This window comes from Streptomyces sp. NBC_00620 (assembly GCF_026341825.1).
Taxonomy (GTDB): domain Bacteria; phylum Actinomycetota; class Actinomycetes; order Streptomycetales; family Streptomycetaceae; genus Streptomyces.
Window position 1 is genome coordinate 1880776 of record NZ_JAPENY010000002.1, and the last position, 18689, is coordinate 1899464.

Below are 18689 nucleotides of genomic sequence, written 5' to 3' on the forward strand. Positions count from 1 at the left end.
ATCATGGAAGTGGATCCAAAATTGAACGGCTCAGGATGCCGGCGGGCGCGTGGCAAACTGCTCCACCACCGCGCACCCTCCGACCGACCCCGAGAAGGGCTTGACCGACTCCGATGACCCCCCAGACTGACGACGGCGCCCTCGTCGACGACATCGCGGCCCGTATCCGCGCGCGGATCATGAACGGTGAGCTGGCGATCGGCAAACCGCTGCGCCAGGCGGCGCTGGCCACCGAGTTCGGGGTCAGCCGCACGCCGGTGCGCGAGGCGCTGCGTCAGCTGCAGAACGGCGGGCTGATCGAGATGCAGCCCAACCGCGGCGCGGTGGTCCGGGTGCCCGCCCCCTGGGAGGTGCGCCAGGCCTACGAGGTGCGCGCCGAGCTGGAGGCACTGGCGGCCCGGCGCGCAGCTTCGCGTGTGACGGAGCGTCAGCTCACGGCGCTGCGCGAGCACAACGCCGTCCTGCGCGAGGCCGCCGAGCGTGCCGTCGGCGAGCAGACGGCCGGTGGCAGTCCCGCCACCACGGCTGCCAACGACTGCTTCCACACGGTCGTCTGCGAGGCGGCCGACAACCCCTGGCTCAGCCGGATGATCGACCGGATCAACGAGACCTTCCCGCGCAATGTGTCCTCGCTCGCCCTCGCCGGTGACGAGCGCCACCGCCAGCTGAACATCCGTGAACACGAGGCGCTCATCGACGCGTTGACCGCCCACGACGCCGACCGCGCCCAGGAGGTCATGCGCGAGCACGTCATCAACGCCGGCGAGCATCTGACGGCCTGGTACGAGCGCCGCTCCCAGACCGTCTTCCACGGCTGAGCGGAGTCCCGGTGACCCCCCGGTGGTGCCCTTCACCGGGCGCTCCCGGGAAACAGCCGGGCCGGGGACAGGAAGTCCAGGTCCGGGCGAGCGGTCCCGCACACGAGATCGGCCAGCGCCTCGCCGAGCGCAGGACCGAACTTGAAACCGTGCCCCGAGCAGGCCGAAGCCACCAACACCTGGGGCACGCCCGGTACTTCGCCGACCACGAAACGCCGGTCGGCCGTCATCGTGTAGAGACACGTCAGGCTCTCGGTCACCGGACCGGCCCCGGGCAGCACCTGTGCCACCGCCTCGGCGAGCAGGGCGAGTTCGTCCCCGGTCGCGGGTGGGCGCGTGGCGTCCGGATCCCAGGCCGGGCCGCTGTCAAGGCCCGCCTTGAGACCGCGGCCGTCGGCCGCCGGGAAGCCGTACAGCAGCCCCTGCGGCAGATCCACCGAGAAACTGCCCAGGCCGGACCTGCCCAGCCGGCCCGCCGGGTCGGCGGCGAAGTAGGCGTTGATGATCCGAGTGACCGTCAGATGTGGTGCGAGCGACGGGACTTGGGCAGCCATCCAGGGACCGGTGCACAGCACGAGACGCCGGGTACGCAGCACACCGTCGGCGGTGCGCACCACGACCTGATCGCCGTCGGGCTCCCAGCCGATGACCGGGGTGCTGTCCCAGATGGCGGCTCCTGACCGTTCAGCCAGGGCGAGTTGGGCCCGCAGCGCCTCCTGTGCGTCGATGATCCCGGCCCGCGGATCGTGCACCGCACCGAATCCGGCGGGCAGCCGCAGCCCCGGGAAGACCCGTGCCGCCTCCTCGGGACCGACCAGCCGGCAGCCGGGGCCGCGCAGCGGATCGGGACGGTCCACCGGCGCCGCGTACAACCCCCCGGTGATGTCGACCAGTTGGGTCTTCGCGGCCTTCTCGAGTTCCTCCCAGGCCTGGTACGCGGTGTCCACCAGACCGTCCCAGTCGGGGTGCGGATAGGCGCGCCGGATCATCCGGGTCGCCCCGTGCGAGGAACCCAGATCGTGGCCCAGGGCGTACTGCTCCAGGCCCAGGACGTCGAGTCCGCGCGCCGCAAGACCGCGCAGGGCGGCACCGCCGTGCACCCCGAGACCGACCACGATCGCGTCATGGAGCCGGGATTCGGGGCGCGCCGAACGGGGTGTGGGGGCGTCCGCGGGCGACGCCGTTGCGGAACCGCTGCTCTGCGAGGCGGTGCCGTGACGGTTGGCGATCTCGTGCACCGCCTCGACCAGGGCGTCCACGTCGGCGTCGTCGTTGTAGACGTGCACCGAGGCCCGTACCACCTTGGTCAGGCCCCGGGGGTCCATGTCCCAGCGGCCGTGCGCCGCCGGTACGGCGATCAAATGGACCCGACGGCGGGCGAGTTCGCGCTGTACGTCGGTGGGGTCAAGGCCGTCGACCACGAAGGTGACGATGGCGCCGCCGGCGGCCGGCGGGTCGGTGACGTGGACGCCCGGCAGCGCGGCGAGGCGTTCCCGCAGTGCCGCGGTGACCGTCGCCAGGTGCCGGGCGACGGTGTCGACGCCCAGGGCGCTCAGGTCGGCGAGCGCTGCCCCCAGGCCCAGGCGCAGGGCGTGCGCGGCTTCCCACAGCTCGAACCGTTTGGCGTCCGGCACCAGTTCCCAGCTGCGCTCGGCGATCCACCGGGCACCCCGGACATCGGGCGCCTCGGGGGCGAGCCGGTCCAGGAGGGGACGGCGGACCGCGAGCACCCCGGTGCCGCGCGGAGCGCGCAGGAACTTGCGGCCGGTCCCGACGAGCAGGTCGCAGCCGAGGGCGTCCATGTCGACCGGCAGCTGGCCGAGCGACTGCGTCGCGTCCAGCAGGAAGGGCACTCCGTGGGCCTGGGTCAACGCACCGATTCCGGCGGCGGGTTCGACAAGACCGGAAGAGGTGGGCACATGGGCCGCGGTCACCAGGGCGGCGGGACCGGTGCGCAGCGCCGTCTCCAGCGCCTCCAGATCCACCGCGCCGTCCGGGCCGTTGGGCAGCAGCTCGACCCGGACACCGTGGTCGCGTTCGGCCGACAGCAGGTGCAGCGCGCTGCTGACGTAGCTGGAGCGGGCCGCCAGCACCCGGTCCCCGGGGCGGAGCCGCAGCGCCGACACCGCGCGCTGCCAGCCGGCCGTCGCGCTCTCGACGAGGGCGACCTCCTCGGGCCGGGCGCCGAGGAGTTCGGCGACACGCGCGTAGACGGCGGCCAGGGCGGGAGCGGCGTGCTGTGCGGCCTCGTAGCCCCCGGACAGGCTCTCGGCCCTGAGGTGGTCGATGACCGCCTCGACCGTGCCGGTGGCGAGCAGGGCCGCGCCGGCGGCGTTGAAGTGGTGGCCGGTGAAGGAGCCCGGCGTGCGAGCGCGCTCGGCCGCGACGTCCAAGGGGCGGGACGCCGGGAGAAGGGGCCCCGATGCCGGGTGCGAGGAGGTGGTCCGGGTCGTCACAGGGGCGCTCACAGGGCGATGGTGATGCTCTTGAGCTCGGTGAACCCGTCGACGGCGGCGTCACCGAGGTCCCTGCCGAGGCCTGACTGCTTCATCCCACCGAAGGCCACGGCGGGGTCGAACTCGTTGTACGTGTTCACCCACACGGTCCCGGCCTCCAACGCGGCGGCGGTGCGGTGGGCGCGGGCCAGGCTGCCCGTCCACACACCGGCGGCGAGCCCGTACTCGCTGTCGTTGGCCAGCGCGATCGCCTCCTCCTCGCTGTCGAAGGGGATGACCATGACGACCGGGCCGAAGATCTCCTCCCGGGCGATCCGCATGTCGGGGGTGACCCCCGTGAACACCGTCGGTTGCACGAACCAGCCGGGACCGGTGAGCGGTTCGCCGCCGGCGGCCACCTCGGCGCCCTCGGCGCGGCCCAGTTCGACATAGCCGGTGACCCGGTCGTACTGCTCCTGGGACACCAGCGGACCGATGTTGATGCCGCCCTCCAGACCCGGGCCGATTCGCAGCGCCTCCACCGCCGGAACGAGCCGGTCGAGCAACTCCTTCACGACCGTGCGCTCCACGAGCAGCCTGCTCCCCGCCGTGCACATCTGCCCGGAGTGGCCGAACACCGCGCGTACCGCGGCCGGGACCACCGCGTCCAGATCGGCGTCCGCGAAGATGATGTTGGGCGACTTGCCGCCCAGTTCGAGGGTGAGCCGCTTCACCGAAGGCGCCGCCGCGGCCATGATCAGCCGCCCGACCTCGGTGGACCCGGTGAAGGACACCTTGGCGACATCGGGATGCGCGACCAGTTCCGCACCCGTACGCCCGTCACCGGTCACCACGTTGACCACCCCCTCGGGAACGCCCGCCTCCAGGCAGAGCGCGGCCAGCCGCAGCGCGGTCAGCGGAGTCTGCTCGGCCGGCTTGACCACGACCGTGCAGCCGGCGGCCAGGGCGGGGGCGACCTTCCACGCGGCGATCATGAAGGGGAAGTTCCACGGCAGGACGGCGGCGACCACGCCGACCGGCTCACGCACGCTGTAGACGTGCCGGTCCGCGGCGGCGGCATGCACGGTGCCCGTCAACCGGGTCGGGGTGCCGGCGAAATGGCGGATGGCCTGCAGGCCCAGCTCCACGTCGCCGCGCGCCCGCTCGATGGCCTTGCCGTTGTCCAGGGTGTCCAGGACCGCCAGTTGTTCGGCGTCACGCTCCACCAGGTCGGCGAGACGCAGCAACACGTCGCGGCGCTGGCGGGGCGGCAGCCCGCGCCAGCGGCGGTCGCGGTGCGCGGCGGTGGCGGCGGCGACCGCCGCGGACACCTCCTCGGGTCCGGCCTGGGCGATGGTGGTGAGCTGCTTCCGGGTGGCGGGGTCGAGCACCGGGATGCGCTCCCGCGCGCTGCCCGTGGTCCACTCGCCGCTGATGAGCATGGGCTCGCAGTCCGGCAGGTCGGGGAGCGTGTTGCTGGGGTCCAAGATGTTCTCCTTCTGGGTCGGATCGCCGCCCTGCGCCGGGGAGTTGAGCCGAACCGTTGCCTGGGGAGCAGCGACGGACGGCCGGCCGGAACCGACGATCGCGCCCGGCGCCGTGGACTCGAGCCGTGGCGTCGCGCCCGGCGCCGTGGACTCGGCTGTCGTTTCCGGTCCCGCCGTCACGCGTGGCGGCCGGGACGGTGGGCCGGATCCGGCCACGGTTCGCGGACCGCCGCGGAGACCGCCCGGGCGGTGGTGAGGACGCAGCGGTCGAACTCCGCCTCGCCGTGCTTCGCGTCGGCGTCGGTCACGTCCCGGCCCCAGACCCCGGTTTCGCTGACCTGGTCCATGCGGTAGTCCCAGAAGGAGTCGACGTCGACATGGGAGGTGGCCCGTTCCATCCGGACCAGCTCCGGCGCCAGATGCAGCATCACGGAGGTCTCGAAGAAGTTGGCGTGCATCAACGCCCGCCCGTAGGTGACGTGTCCGTCGACCTCGGGCCCCGGGTACATCGTCACGTACCCCAACGCCCGGACCCTGGCGTCGCGGTGACGGACCCTCAGTTTCTCGGCCGAGACATCGAGCGCGCCGTTGTTCCAGATGTGTCCGTTGAGCAGGATGAACTGCCGTACCCCGGAGGCGTACAAGGAGTCGATGACGTCCTCCACCACGGCGATCATGGTCTCCGGGCGCAGCGCAACCGTCCCGGCGAAGCCGCCGTGGGACGCGGACACCCCGAAGCTCAGGGGCGGCAGGACGGGTACGCCGGTCAGGGCGGACACCCCCAGGGCGACTGCCTCACCGATCCGGGTGTCCACCGAGAGCGGAAGATGGGGGCCGTGCTGCTCGGTGGCGCCGACGGGGATGATGACGGCGTCCTGGGCGGCGGCGGTCGACTCGGCCTCGGGCCAGGTCAGCTCCTCCCACAGCACCGGGGAGCCGGTTCCGCCCAACTGGGCGGTGAGTCCGGGGACGTCGAGGCCAGTGGGTACGGTGCGACCGTAGGGCCCGGGAATGGTTGCGGGCATGGTTCTCCTCTCCTGGGGGCCGGTGGCGCTCACCACTGGCGTCGGCTCTTCTCGGGCAGCAGGTCGAGGGCGCGCAACGGGACGGGTTCGTCGCCGTCGACCGTGGTGACCCACACGGTGGCGTCCGGGCAGTAGTCACTGATCAGCTCGCGGCACACCCCGCACGGTGCGATGATCCGGAACCGGCCCGCCGGCTTGATCTGCACCGAGACCACCGAGGTGATGCTCAACGGCTCCCCGGCGGGCAGGGCACCGCGGGCGGTCCCCATGGCCACCCCTTCGGCACAGATCGAACTGCGCCGGCAGGAGCCCTCCACATGGACGCCGGTGTGCACACTCCCGTCCGCCGTCCGCAGCGCGGTCGCCACCTCGTGACGGCCCGACTGCCAGACCCGGGTCAACAACTCCTGGGCAATGGCGAGGAGTTCGGCGTCCGCCGCGCTCATCGACAGCGGAGTGGGCACGGGCCGGACGTCCGTGGCGCTCATGCCGGCAGGCCCAGCAGCCGGGCCATGTTGCCGCCCTCGATCAGCGCCCGGTCCTTCTCGTCCACGACCGCCTTCGCGATCTTCATACGCTCCAGGTCGAAGTCCGAACCGGGCCACTCACTGCCCATCAGGATCTTCTCGGGCCCAAGGCGTGCGTAGGCCCGCTTCACATCGCTCATCAGGGTCGCCGAAGTCTCCAGGTACACGTGCGGCTGCCGCTCGGCCACGATGATCGCCTCCGGCACGTTCCACACCGCCCCCATGTGCGCGATGATCGTCGGCACCTCCGGGTGGTCCCGGGCGATCTCCTCGATGGCCAGCGGCGCGCAGAACGCGTCGTCGAGCGCGTTGATCAGGACCAGCAGTCCGCGCCGGGCACACGCCTCGAACACCGGATCCAGGAGCCCGTGGTCGGCGACGTGGTAGCCGTGCAGACTCGGGTGCAGCTTCAGCCCCACCAGGCCCGCGTCGGCCATCCGGTCGATCTCGTCGAGCGCGTCGTCGGCCTGCGGCATCACCTGCCCGAAGCCGAAGAACCGGTCCGGGTACGCGGCCACCAGCGAGGCGATGAAGTCGTTCTCGATGCGCTGGGCGAGCGAGCACACCATCGCCATGTCCACCCCCGCGGCGTCCATCCGGTCGAGGATGCGCCGGGGCTCGAAGGGCGTGTACGGCGGCGGGGCCTGGCCCTTGCGCGCTCCGGTCAGGTAGTCCGAGCGACCGCGGACGTCCTGCGTGGTGTTGTACGCGTCGATGATCAAAGCGTTTCGACCTCACTCACTGGACTCGGGGACCGGGTGGACTCACCGGTCACCAGGGGCAGATGGCAGCGCACGCTGCGCCCGGGCGCGATCTCGCGCAGCTCGGGCCTGCTGATCCGGCACTCCTCCGTCGCGAAGGGGCACCGGGTACGGAACAGACAGCCCTCCGGCGGATTCGCCGGATCGGGCAACTCGCCCTCCAGGACCCGCTGTTCACGGGGCGCTCCCGGCCGCAGCACGGGAACGGAGGACAGCAGAGCGCTGCTGTAGGGGTGCGCGGGCCCGGAGAAGAACGCGTCCCGGGAGGCGATCTCCACGATCTGGCCCAGATACATGACGGCGATCCGGTCGGCGATGTGCCGTACGACGCCCAGGTCGTGCGAGATGAACAGCATCGTCAGGCCCCGGTCCCGCACCAGGTCCGACAACAGGTTCAGCACCTGCGCCTGGATCGACACGTCCAGCGCCGAGACGGCCTCGTCGGCCACCACGAACTGCGGAGAGGAGGCGAGCGCCCGTGCGATGCCGATGCGTTGACGCTGACCGCCGGAGAACTCGTGCGGCCTGCGCCGGCCAGCTTCCGCGCCGAGCCCGACGAGATCGAGCAGCTCGGCCACCGCCTTCGCAGCCTCGGCCCGGGTGGCGCCCCGAGCCCGCAGCAGCGGTTCGGCGACGATGTCGGCGGTCCTGCGGCGCGGATTGAGCGAACCGAACGGATCCTGGAAGACCATCGCCAGCTCGGCTCGCGTACGGCGCAGCCCTCGTCCCCGCAGCCGGGTGAGATCCAGGCCGCCGAACTCGATCCGCCCCGAGGTGGGTTCGATCACCCGCAGCAGGGCCCTGCCCAGCGTGGACTTGCCGCACCCCGACTCGCCGACCAGACCGAGGGTCTCGCCCTGGAGGATGTCGAGGTCGATGTCGCGCAGCGCCCTGACGCGGCCGCCGGCCCGCCCCGGGTACTCGACGCGCAGCCCGCGGGCCTTGACGAGCGCGGCGGTCATGCGCTGCCTCCCTGGGAACGAGCCGTGGCACGGCCGGCGGCGGGCAGCGCGCAGGCGTCGAGATGCCCGTCGGCGCCGTGCCGCTGCCGCAGCTCAGGGCGTTCGGCGCACGCGGCGTGGACGAACGGACACCGGGGCGCGAACGCGCAGCCTGTAGGACGGTCCACGCCGGTCAGCGGACTGCCAGGGATGGTGGGCAGCCGTCGCAGGACCGGCCCGTCGATCGGTGGCACCGAACCGAGCAGCCCCATCGTGTAAGGGTGCTGAGGACGGAACAGCACCTCCTCCCGGGGCCCCTGTTCCACGATCCGCCCCGCGTACATGACGGCCACCCGGTCGGCGACCTCGGCCACGACTCCCAGGTCATGGGTGATCAGCAGTACGGCGGTGCCGTGGTCGCGCTGGACCCGCTTGAGGACCGCGAGGACCTGGGCCTGGATCGTGACGTCGAGTGCGGTGGTGGGTTCGTCGGCGATCAGCAGCGCCGGGTCGTTGGCCAGGCCCATCGCGATCATCACGCGCTGCCGCATGCCACCGGACAACTGGTGCGGGTAGGCGCGCGACGCGCGCTCCGGGCCGGCGATGCCGACCTCGCCGAGCAGTTCCACGGCACGGGCCGTCGCCTGCGCGCGCGGCACGTCGCGGTGGGCGCGGATCATCTCGGAGACCTGGGCGCCCGCCCGGTGCAGGGGGTTGAGAGCGGCCAGCGCGTCCTGGAAGACGACCGCGATCTCCTTGCCCCGCACGCCACGCAACTCCCGCTCCGACGCCGCGACGAGGTCGCGTCCGCCGAAGTCCGCCGTGCCGCTGATGTGGGTGCGCGGGCCGCGGTTCAGTCCGACCAGACTCATCGCCAGGGCCGACTTGCCGGACCCCGACTCGCCGACCAGCGCCAGGACTTCGCCCTGCCGCAGGGTCAGATCCACTCCGTCCACGGCCGGCAGACGGCCGGCCCCGACCTCGAACTGGACGTGCAGACCGCGGATTTCCAGCACGGGCGCGGACTCGGGGGTGGTCGCGTCCGGGGTGTGCTGCAGAGCGGCCGTCACGAGTCGGCACCCACGGCGACAGCCGCCGTGTGGATCAGGTCGGCCACGCGCCGCGGCCACACCAGAGTCGTGTAGTGACTGCCCGGCACATGCTCGACGGTCGCCTTCATCCGCGTCGCCATGTCGTTCTGGATCTCCGGGCGCAGCGTGCGGTCGTCGTCGGCGACCAGGTACCAGCTGGGCAGGGTGCGCCAGGCCGGGGGACCGGACGGCTCGGTGAAGATCAGGTTCTCCGCCTTGCGGCCCTCCGCCTCGACGACGGCCCGCTGTTCGGCGGAGAGGTCGGACCCGATCTCGGCCCAGAACTCCTCGCTCGGCTCCGACTTCCACTCACCGTTCGGGCCGCGCCGCATGTACTTGGAGATCTCGGCCGGCTCGTACCGCTCGACGATCTCGTTGACGGTCTCGCCCTCGTCGGGACCGAACGCGGCGATGTACACCAGGCCCTTGACCCGCGGGTCGCGGCCGACGTTGCTGATGACCGCGCCGCCGTAGGAGTGCCCGGCCAGCAGCACGGGACCCGTTGTCTCCGCCAGGGCGGCCGCGGTGTTGGTGACGTCGTCCGACAGCGAGGTCATCGGGTTGGTGACGGTGTACAGCCGGTGGCCGAGGGCGGTGAGCAGGGGCGCCACCGCCGACCAGGTCGTCGGCCGTCCGCCGGCACCGTGGACCAGCACGATGTCCATACGGGTCATCCTTTCCGTAGCCGCGGGTCGAGGACCGTGTAGAGCAGGTCCACCGCGTGGTTGACCAGGGTGAACAGCAGGGCGATGGCGAGTGCGGCGCCCTGGACGACGGGGTAGTCGCGCTGGAGCACGCCCTGCACCAGCAGGCGGCCGACACCGGCGTACGAGAAGACCGTCTCGGTGATCACCGAACCGCCGAGCAGGGACCCGAACTGGAGCCCCAGGACGGTCACGATGGGCAGCCAGGAGTTGCGCAGCACGTGATGGCGGATCACCACGCCCTCGCTCAGGCCCTTCATCCGGGCGGTCCTGACGAAGTCGTCGTCGAGCACCTCCAAGACCGAGGCGCGCACGATCCGCGTGATGAACCCGGCCATCGACAGCGCGAGGGTGACGGCGGGCAGGATCAGATGCTGAATCCAGGGCCACACCAGCTCGGGGCGGTCCTGCAGGATCGCGTCGAGCAGCACGAAGTTGGTCGTCGGGTGGTAGTCGAGCGAACTGGGCAGCCGGCCCAGGACCGGCAGCCAGCGCAGCCAGACACCGAACACGACGATGCCGAGCACCCCGAGGGCGAACCAGGGCAGCGAGAAGCTGACCGTGGCCACGGCCCGGGTCGCGGTGTCGACCCAACTGCCCTTGCGCAGCGCGGCGATCACACCTGTGACGACTCCGAGCAGGACGGCGATCGTCATCGCCGCGAGTGTCAGCTCGATCGTGGCCGGAAGGGCGTCCCCGAGCAGCCCCAGAACACTGTTGGACCCGAAGAACGAGGTGCCGAGCCGCAGATGGACCAGATCGTTGAGGAAGGTGCCGTACTGGGTGAGCAGCGGCTGGTCGAGCCCGAGTGCCTGGTTGACGCGCTCCTCGTTCGCGGACACCTCGGCCGCGGACAGACCGTTCCCGCCGCCCGCCGCGAGCGAGGTGGCGGGCGAGCCCGGCAGCAGGCGCATGGCGAGGAACACCAGGCTGGCCAGCGCGAACAGCACGAGGGGGATGACCGCGAGGCGCCGCAGGACCAGCATGGTGACGCCCGTGGCCCACTTGGGCATGTGCAGAAACGGGGCGGCGCTCGTGGAGGCGCTCATGCGGCCCCCCGCGGGTCGAGCGCGTCACGCAGGTCGTCGCCGACGAAGTTGCAGGCGACGACGAACAGCAGGGTGAACGCCGCGGGCAGGATGACCAGTCGGGGCGCGGAGTAGAGGAACTCCTGTCCCGCCTGGACCATGTATCCCCAGTCGGGCTGCGGCGGCTGGATGCCCAGGCCGAGATAGGACAGGCCCGCCGCGAAGCCGGCCGCCACCGAGAGTGTCATGACGACCTGGGCGAGCATCGGTCCTGCGATGTTCGGCAGCAGCTCCCGCGCCAGGATGCGCGGGGTGCGGGTGCCGCCGAGCCGGCAGGCGACGACGTAGTCGCGGGCCGCCTCGCGTGCCGTCAGCGCGCGGGCCAGCCGGGCCAGACCGGGTGCGAGGGAGACGCCGATGCCGAAGACCAGGCTGACCGTGCCGGGACCGGCCACCGCCACCAGCAGGATGACGAGCAGGATGGACGGGAAGGCGAGGGCGAGATCCACGAGGCGCATCAGGATCTGTTCGACGACACCGCCGGCGTACCCGGCGATGAGCCCGATCCCGGTGCCCGCGACGGCGGCCAGCGCGGTCGCCGCGAACGACACGAGCAGCAGCGGGCGGGCGCCGTGCACGAGCCGGGCCAGCTCGTCGCGGCCCAGGTCGTCCGTGCCGAGCGGATGGCCCGAGGAACCCAGGGGCAGCAGCGCGGACGGGGTCTGACGCAGCGGGTCGGCCTGGACCAGGAGAGGGCCGATGGCCGCCACGAGGACCAGAGCGATCAGGACGAACCACGCCAGCATGGCCGGCCAGGACCGCGCCACCCGGCGACGGCGCAGTACGGCGAGGACGGCACGCCGCGGCGCGGGGGACGGGGGCTCGGGAGGTGGCACGACCCTGGTCGGAGCCGCGGTGTCAGACACTCGCTTTCTCCATGTAACAGCGGTGGTTGGACAGCGCGCTGGTGTTCATGTTCTTCACGTTCGAGCCGCTCACCACGAGGTTGGCGAAGCAGGCCAGCATCGAGAGCACCATGTAGTCCTCCGCCCAGCGACGCTGGATCCTGGTGTAGGCGGCCGTGCGCTGCTTGCCGTTGGGGAGGTTCTTGGCCGTCTCCAGGTCCGCCGCGAGCGAGTCGACACCGTCGAGGGTGTCCATGCCGGTGATCGTCGCGCCGTACAGCCCGGTGGGGCTGGCCATGGCGCCGACCATGTCGTTGGCGTCGGGCACGTAGGTGTTGCGCTCCCAGATCATCAGGTCGTGGTAGTCGTCGTCGCCGTCGAGCAGACGGGTGAAGTAGGTCGCCGGGTCGACGGAGGTGGTGGACACCTTGAACCCGACGTCGGTGAGGTTCTGGGCGACGATCTGCGCGGCCTTCGGGTGCCAGGAGTCGCTGGCCGCCATCAGCCGGATGCTCCGGCCCCCCGCGCCCGCCTCGGCGATGAGCTTCTTGGCCTGGGCGGTGTCCTGGGCGCTCAGGTCGGCGAGGCTGGCGTCGTAGTCGCTCTGCGCGGGCGGGATGGCGTAGCCCCCGGGCAGGGCGCCGACGCCGTAGAACGCCTGGCTGAGGATGGCCTTACGGTCGATGGCGAGGTTGATGGCCTTGCGGACCTTGAGCTCGGGGATGCGCCGGGCGTCGATCATCATGATGGCGTTGGCGCTGTACGGCGTCTTGTAGACGGTCACCGAGTCGTCCGCGCGCAGCTGGGAGGCCGCGGAGTACGGGGTGAACTGGGTGGCCGATATGTCGCCGCTGAGCAGCGAGCTGACGATGGTCGACGGGTCCTGGACCTGGCGCAGCACCAGCCGGTCTACGGGCGGTCTGCCGAGCCGGAAGCCGTCGAAGGCCTCCAGGGTGATGGACTGGCCGGAGGTGGCGGCGGAGAAGGCGAAGGGGCCGGTGCCGACGAGGTGCTTGCCGATGTCGGCGCCGTACTTCTTCAGCGCGGCCTTGGAGATGATGCGGCCACCGATGTCGGACAGCTGGCCGAGCGTCGTCCGGTCCGGCTTCTTGAGGACCATCTTGACGGTGAGGTCGTCCGGGGCGGTCAGCGAGGCCACGTTCGCGCCGAGGTCGGACAGCGGCCGGGTGGCGCCCTTGGGAAGTGTCTTGTCGTTCTCGTCGAACTGCCGGCCCAGGCTGGCCAGGACGTCGGCGGAGGTCAGCGTGGTGCCGTCGTGGAACTTGACGCCCTCGCGCAGGGTGAAGGTGTAGGTCAGCTGGTCGCCGGAGATCGTCCAGCTCTTGGCCAGGTCCGGGGTGGGCTCGTTGGTCTCGAAGGAAATGAAGGTCAGGCCCCGGCAGATGCAGTCGACGGCCATCCAGTCGCCCAACGAGGTGTAGAACGCGGGGTCGTTGACGGCGCTGGTGGCGTCGATGGCGAGCGTCAGGGTGCCGCCCTCGCCGCTTCCCCCGGCGTCGTCGGCCGCGGCACCGCAGGCGCTCAGCAGGGCGGGGAGCCCGAAACCGACTCCCACTCCGAGGAGCCCCGCACCGCGGAGCATGGTGCGGCGGGACACCGCGGGTGATCCATGTGACTGGTCCGGCTGGTCCGGCATGTGGCCCTCCTTGGGCACCGATCCTCAAAGAGTGGATCTCATATTCGCGAAATTGGATCCAATGTCATGCTCGGTGGTCGCAGATTCCTTCTCGTGTCCCACGCGTTAAAGGCGTGTGAACCGAGCTGTGGGAGCGCGCCGCCCGTCAGCGGTCGTGGCGGCGCATCAACTCCGGCCAGACCACGGGGTCATGACCGGGAACGAGTTCGTAGCCCCGTGCGGCGGCGATGCTCTTGAGCCTGCGGATGGGCTCCACCGTCCGCGCAGGATCGACCCCGATGGATGCGCCGATGGCACGCTCGTGCTCGATGTTCTCGGTCAGGTCGGCGGCGTCGAAGGCGAACACGAAGCCGCCGCCGTCCGCGAGGTCCACCACGAAACTCTGATGTCCAGGTGTGTGCCCGGCGGTCAGTACGGCGGTCACCCCGGGGGCGATCTCCACGTCCCCGTCGGCCTGTTGCCAGTCGATACGGGGATCGTCGAAGTCGACCCGGAAGATCGAGTGGCGCTCCACCTCCGGCTGCCCCGAGAGCCCGTAGGCCAGCTCCGCGCGCTGCACGTGCACCGGCACCCGGCCCGCGAAGTGCTTCAGCCCGCCCGCATGGTCGGCGTGCAGGTGGCTGACGGCGACCGCGTGGATCGAGTCCATCGCGATGCCGGCCGCGTCAAGGGCTTCCTCCAGCGGCTCGCCCGGGCCGGGCAGGATGGGCCGGTAGGCGGGGGAGCCGTAGAAGCGGCGCCGCAGCGCGGGGTCCCGGATCAGCGCCGTGTTGAACCCGGTGTCGAGCAGCAGCCAGCCGCCGTCGCACTCCAGGAGAACGGCGGGCACCGGTTCGCGCAGCCGCTCCTCGTACGGGGCGCCGTGCACCGAAACCGACTTGGGGAGTTCCTCCCAGCCGAGCAGCAGCGGCACGATCCGCCGCACACCTCGTAGTGTCACGTGTAACTCCCTGCTGGTAGACAGGATCAGGCACCAGGAGAACTGGACTTCAGGATCCATAATCTAGATATTTGGATCCCAAAATGGGTTGCCGACAAGTAACAACGCCCGCACACGGCAAACGCCTCCGTGCCCCGGGGGAGCGGGGGCACGGAGGCGAGCGATGACTACGACGCGGTCTGGCCGCTCACGTCGGTGATCCTCCACCGTTGGTTGGACCCGGAGTTCGGGATCCACATCGTGACGGCGGATCCGTCGGCGGTGGCCTGTCCGCCCACTTCAAGGAGCCTGCCGGTGGCGGCGTTGACCAGGGTGAAGGTGCCGTCGCCGGTTGTCGACGCGATCCACTGGACGGCCTTGTCGCACGGGCCGGTATCCGCTTCCAGTACCGGGGCGCCGTCACGAACCGCCAGGCGCTTTCCTTCCGTCGGGTTGGTGACCACGTACCGCTGCCGGTTGCCGGTGTCGCCGCCGATCGGGCGCAGCTGCCACTGCTGACCGGTGCCGGCCGCATCCGAGCCCGCGGTCCTGATGACCAACTTGGTGCCGTCGGCCGCCACGGTGAGCGCCTTGCCGCTCTGCACGCCGGTCAGCTCGTAGGTGTGGCCCTTCCGCAGCAGGGCGGCATCCTTCGCCACGCCCGACACGCCCTTGACGAGGAAGGAGGTCACGGACTGCGCGGGCACGGTGATGGTGGCCTGCCGGCCGCTGACCGCGACGGGGGTCTGCCGCGCGAGCTTGCCGTCGGCGCTCGTCACGACGGGCGTCACGGTGGCGTTGCGGGCGATGTGACCGAACTTGGACAGGTCGATCGTGACCGCGCGGGACTCCGTGGTGCTGTTGACGTGGACGACGGTCGCCGCGTTGCCCTTCTTGGCGACCGCGGCGGTGCTGGAGGTGTCGTCGGTCTTGATCAGCCGGTCGCCGGGCTTGATGAAGTGCGTGAAGTTGCGGGCGGTGTCGAACTTCGTGTTGGTGTAGATCGGGCAGGTGGCCAGGGTGTCCGCGGAGGTGCAGCTGAACGACAGCTGGACGCTGCCCCAGTTGCCGCCCTTGGCCGACTCCCCGCCGGGCTTCATGTTGTCGTAGTCCTCGACGGGCTGCCAGAACACCCAGGCCTTGGGCTCGAGTTCACGCAGGTCGTTGACCATCTGCTGGGCAAGGCCGAGACCCGGCCGCATGTCCGTGAAGCTCTGCCCGTCGCCCCAGTCGCCCTCGACCTCGCTCATCCACAGCGGCTTGTCCGCCGCCTTGGCCAGGTCGCGCACGGTGGTGCGCTGACCGGTGCCGTAGGTGTGGACGTTCATCTGGCCGACGAGATCGCGTACTTCCTGGGGGTAGCTGTTCCAGTTCTGCGCGAAGAGGCTGGAGTTGGTCTCGTCCATCGCGGAGATGTCCGTGCCGGTCTTCGCCTTCTTGAGGGCGGGAGCCAGCGCGTCGATGACCTTCTGCTGGAGCTCGGGGCCGATGTGAGCCCCTTCCTGACGGCCGCCGACGGGCCGGCCGTCGGCACCCAGACGCGTGCTCCAGTAACCCGTGTTGGGCTCGTTGAACGGGTCGAGGGTGTCGACCTTGATGCCGTGCGCCTTCTCCAGCAGTTTGGTCGCGCCCGCCAGATAGGCGGCGAAGTCGTCGACGGAGTCGGCCTTGAGCTGGTCGGCGTTGGCGTTGAACCCGCCTGACACATAACCGCTGTTGGTCATGAACCAGGGCGGCGAGTTGCTGAACGTCTCCCAGTGGGTGATGTCCTTCTTGATCCGGTCCACCCACCAGCGCTGCGTGGCATCGGCGTCCGGGTTCCAGTCGGCCGCGTCGTCCGCGCTCCACCAGTCGGTGTCCTCACGCGTGGTGCCCGCCGGGGCCTGCCACCAGCCCTCGACCGCTCCGCCGGCGCGCAGGTAGTCCTGCACGTCCGGTGCGTTGCCGCCGCCTATGTTGTAGCGGGCGATGTTGAGCGCGAGGCCGTCGTCGCCGAAGAGGAGGTCGGCCAGCTTCTCCCGGATCTCCGGCGGGTAGTCGCCGGTCGCGTTGGCGAACCAGACCAGGCTGGTGCCCCAGCCCTCGAAGCTCTCCGCCTTGTACGAGGGGTCGGGCTGGACGGTGACGGCGGCCGCCGCCACCGTCTCCGCGCTCGTCGGTGGGGCGGTGACCAGGGCGGCCCCGGTGGCCAGTGCGGTGACTCCGATGGTTCCCAGTAGCCGTCTTGTGCGGGTACGGCGTGCCAAGGTGTGCTCCCAACTCATAGATGGTCGCTTCAACGGACCGCCGTGCCCCACGGGCACAGGGCACGACGGTGTGCCCCTCGGATCAGGGGGTCAGAGGGCGGGCTGTCGCAGTACGGCGACCTCCCGCGGCGGCAGAACGAGCGCACCGTCGGCATCCGCGCGGCCGACCAGCACGTCCCCGGCGAGCCCGGGCAGCGGCACCGGCTCGTCGGTCCGGTTGACCAGGAAGAGATAGCGGCTGCCGCTGCCGCTCCGTACGGCCAACTCGACGCGTCCTTGGGCGACTTCGGGCAGTTCGCTGTGCACGCCCGCGTGGGCGAGCAGCCCCGGCAGCAGGCCGGTCAGGCCGTCCGCGCCGAGCCGGGTGGAGATGTACGCGGCCGAACCCCCGCCCACCGCACGGCGGGTGATCGCGGGGCGCCCGGCGTACGTACCGCTGCGGTAGTGGGCCAGCACCTCCGCCTCGGGGTCGGTGACGCTGATCCGGTCGGTCCACAGGGTGCCGGTGGCAGCGCTGTCGAGTTCGACCGATTCGCCGTCGAGCAGCGGACCGAACTCCTCGATGCGGATGCCGAGCAGGTCGCGCAGGGCTCCGGGGTAACCGCCGAGCCAGATGTGGTCGTTCTCGTCGACGACGCCGGAGAAGTACGTGGTGACCAGGTGGCCGCCGTGCTCGACGTACCGCGTGAGTTCCTTGGCCAGCGCCGCGGGGACCATGTGCAGCACGGGTGCGATCAGCAGCTCGTAGCGGCCGAGGTCGGCCTGCGCGGTGACGACGTCGGCCCGGATGCCGAGGGCGAGGAGGGCGGAGTACCAGTCGAGCCCCTCCCGGCGGTAGTCGAGGAGGGCGGTGGGGTGGGAGTCCTGCTCGCTCGCCCACCACGACTCCCAGTCGAAGACGATTCCGACGCGGGCCGGCTCACGCTCGGTCCCGGCGACCGGAGCCAGCGTCCGCAGGGTCTGCCCGAGGCCGGTCACCGCGCGGAAGACGTCGCTGTCGGATCCGGCGTGGGGCACCATCGCCGAGTGGTACTTCTCGGCGCCGGCCGCCGACTGGCGCCACTGGAAGAAGCACACGGCGTCGGCGCCGTGCGCGACGTGCACCAGCGAGTCACGGGCCAGGTCGCCCGGGCGCTTGGCCACGTTGACGGGCTGCCAGTTGACGGCGCTGGTGGAGTGCTCCATGAGGAACCACGGGTGTCCGCCGGAGATGCCGCTGACGAGGTTGGCGGAGAAGGAGAGCTCGTCCCGGTCCTGGGGGCCGGGCATGACGTAGTGGTCGTTGGAGACGAAGTCGATCTCGCCCGCCCAGTCGGCGTAGTTCATGCCCTTCGTGCCGCCCATCACCATGAAGTTCGTGGTGACCGGAACCCCGGGCGTGATCTCGCGCAGCAGGTCCCGCTCCGCGCGCAGATGCTCCTTCAGCGCGTCGGAGGAGAAGCGCTTGAAGTCCAGCTGCTGCGTGGGGTTCGGGTGGGAGGCGGCAAGACGGGGCGGCAGTATCTGCTCCCAGTCGCTGTACTTCTGGGACCAGAACGCGGTGCCCCAGGCGTGGTTGAGGCCTTCGAGCGTGGTGTAGCGGGCGCGCAGCCAGTCGCGGAAGGCGCGGGCCGCGTCGTCGGAGTAGTCGTAGACGTTGTGGCAGCCCAGCTCGTTGGAGACGTGCCAGGCCACCAGCGCGGGATGGTTCGCGTACCGCTCGGCCATCTTCCGCACCAGGCGCAGCGCGTGGGTGCGGAAGACGGGCGAGGTGGGACGCCAGTGCTGCCGCGCCCCCGGCCACACCGTCTCACCGGAGGCGGTCACCGGGAGTATCTCCGGGTGTGCCGTGGTGAGCCAGGGCGGCGGGGACGCGGTGGCGGTGGCCAGATCGACCCCGATGCCGCCCGCGTGCAGCAGGTCCATGACCTCGTCGAGCCACCCGAAGTCCCACTCGTCCTGGGCCGGCTGGATGCGGGCCCAGGAGAAGATCCCCACGGAGACGACGTTGACGCCGGCTTCGCGCATCAGCCGTACGTCCTCCTCCCACACCTCACGAGGCCACTGCTCGGGGTTGTAGTCGGCGCCGTAGGCGAGGCGGGGGGTGGCGTCACCGTCCGGCCCGTGCAGCTGGGACAGGAGGGTGGAGATCATGGTGGTCCTTCC

15 protein-coding genes are annotated in these 18689 nt (G+C 71.0%); 1 reads left to right on the forward strand and 14 read right to left on the reverse strand.

The features are described from left to right. The first annotated feature begins 113 nt into the window (after positions 1-113). Positions 114-818: a GntR family transcriptional regulator gene (locus tag OG246_RS27735; protein ID WP_266469353.1), complete on the forward strand. Its 705-nt coding sequence runs from the start codon at positions 114-116 to the stop codon at positions 816-818. A gap of 32 nt (positions 819-850) precedes the next feature. On the opposite strand, the gene solA is transcribed toward OG246_RS27735, so the two are convergent. From solA to OG246_RS27805, 14 genes are all read right to left on the reverse strand, one after another. Beyond that, a complete protein-coding gene (solA, locus tag OG246_RS27740; RefSeq protein WP_266469356.1) occupies positions 851-3286 on the reverse strand; it encodes an N-methyl-L-tryptophan oxidase in 2436 nt (811 codons plus the stop codon). Further along, complete coding sequence (locus OG246_RS27745; RefSeq protein WP_266469360.1) at positions 3283-4740, reverse strand: aldehyde dehydrogenase; 1458 nt, start codon at positions 4738-4740, stop codon at positions 3283-3285. Before OG246_RS27745 ends, solA begins: the two co-directional genes overlap by 4 nt. Before the next feature lie 176 nt (positions 4741-4916). Beyond that, positions 4917-5765: a creatininase family protein gene (locus OG246_RS27750; RefSeq protein WP_266469363.1), complete on the reverse strand. Its 849-nt coding sequence runs from the start codon at positions 5763-5765 to the stop codon at positions 4917-4919. 29 nt (positions 5766-5794) lie between these two features. Next, entirely contained in the window at positions 5795-6253 is a 459-nt protein-coding gene (locus tag OG246_RS27755) for a cytidine deaminase (protein WP_266469366.1), read from the reverse strand. Then, a complete protein-coding gene (locus OG246_RS27760; RefSeq protein ID WP_266469368.1) occupies positions 6250-7014 on the reverse strand; it encodes an amidohydrolase family protein in 765 nt (254 codons plus the stop codon). The genes OG246_RS27755 and OG246_RS27760 overlap by 4 nt, the downstream gene beginning before the upstream one ends. Further along, on the reverse strand, positions 7011-8015 hold the full coding sequence (locus tag OG246_RS27765) for an ABC transporter ATP-binding protein (RefSeq protein ID WP_266469370.1): 1005 nt from the start codon (positions 8013-8015) through the stop codon (positions 7011-7013). Before OG246_RS27765 ends, OG246_RS27760 begins: the two co-directional genes overlap by 4 nt. Continuing rightward, positions 8012-9064, reverse strand: coding sequence for an ABC transporter ATP-binding protein (locus OG246_RS27770; protein WP_266469373.1), 1053 nt, complete (start codon positions 9062-9064; stop codon positions 8012-8014). Before OG246_RS27770 ends, OG246_RS27765 begins: the two co-directional genes overlap by 4 nt. After that, complete coding sequence (locus tag OG246_RS27775; RefSeq protein ID WP_266469375.1) at positions 9061-9750, reverse strand: alpha/beta hydrolase; 690 nt, start codon at positions 9748-9750, stop codon at positions 9061-9063. Before OG246_RS27775 ends, OG246_RS27770 begins: the two co-directional genes overlap by 4 nt. 5 nt (positions 9751-9755) lie before the next feature. Continuing rightward, complete coding sequence (locus OG246_RS27780) at positions 9756-10838, reverse strand: ABC transporter permease (protein ID WP_266469377.1); 1083 nt, start codon at positions 10836-10838, stop codon at positions 9756-9758. Then, positions 10835-11743 (reverse strand): ABC transporter permease, encoded by a 909-nt coding sequence (locus OG246_RS27785; protein ID WP_266469379.1) that lies wholly within the window; start codon positions 11741-11743, stop codon positions 10835-10837. The genes OG246_RS27780 and OG246_RS27785 overlap by 4 nt, the downstream gene beginning before the upstream one ends. Further along, the gene (locus OG246_RS27790; protein WP_266469381.1) at positions 11736-13379 is read right to left on the reverse strand and encodes an ABC transporter substrate-binding protein; all 1644 of its coding nucleotides are present in this window, start codon (positions 13377-13379) and stop codon (positions 11736-11738) included. The genes OG246_RS27785 and OG246_RS27790 overlap by 8 nt, the downstream gene beginning before the upstream one ends. Positions 13380-13524: 145 nt before the next feature. Further along, positions 13525-14319, reverse strand: a complete 795-nt coding sequence (locus OG246_RS27795; protein WP_266469383.1) for an N-acyl homoserine lactonase family protein — start codon at positions 14317-14319, stop codon at positions 13525-13527. Positions 14320-14486: 167 nt separating this feature from the next. Then, positions 14487-16544 (reverse strand): RICIN domain-containing protein, encoded by a 2058-nt coding sequence (locus OG246_RS27800; RefSeq protein WP_266469385.1) that lies wholly within the window; start codon positions 16542-16544, stop codon positions 14487-14489. Between the two features lie 90 nt (positions 16545-16634). After that, on the reverse strand, positions 16635-18677 hold the full coding sequence (locus tag OG246_RS27805) for a beta-galactosidase (protein WP_266469387.1): 2043 nt from the start codon (positions 18675-18677) through the stop codon (positions 16635-16637). Positions 18678-18689: the final 12 nt, after the last annotated feature.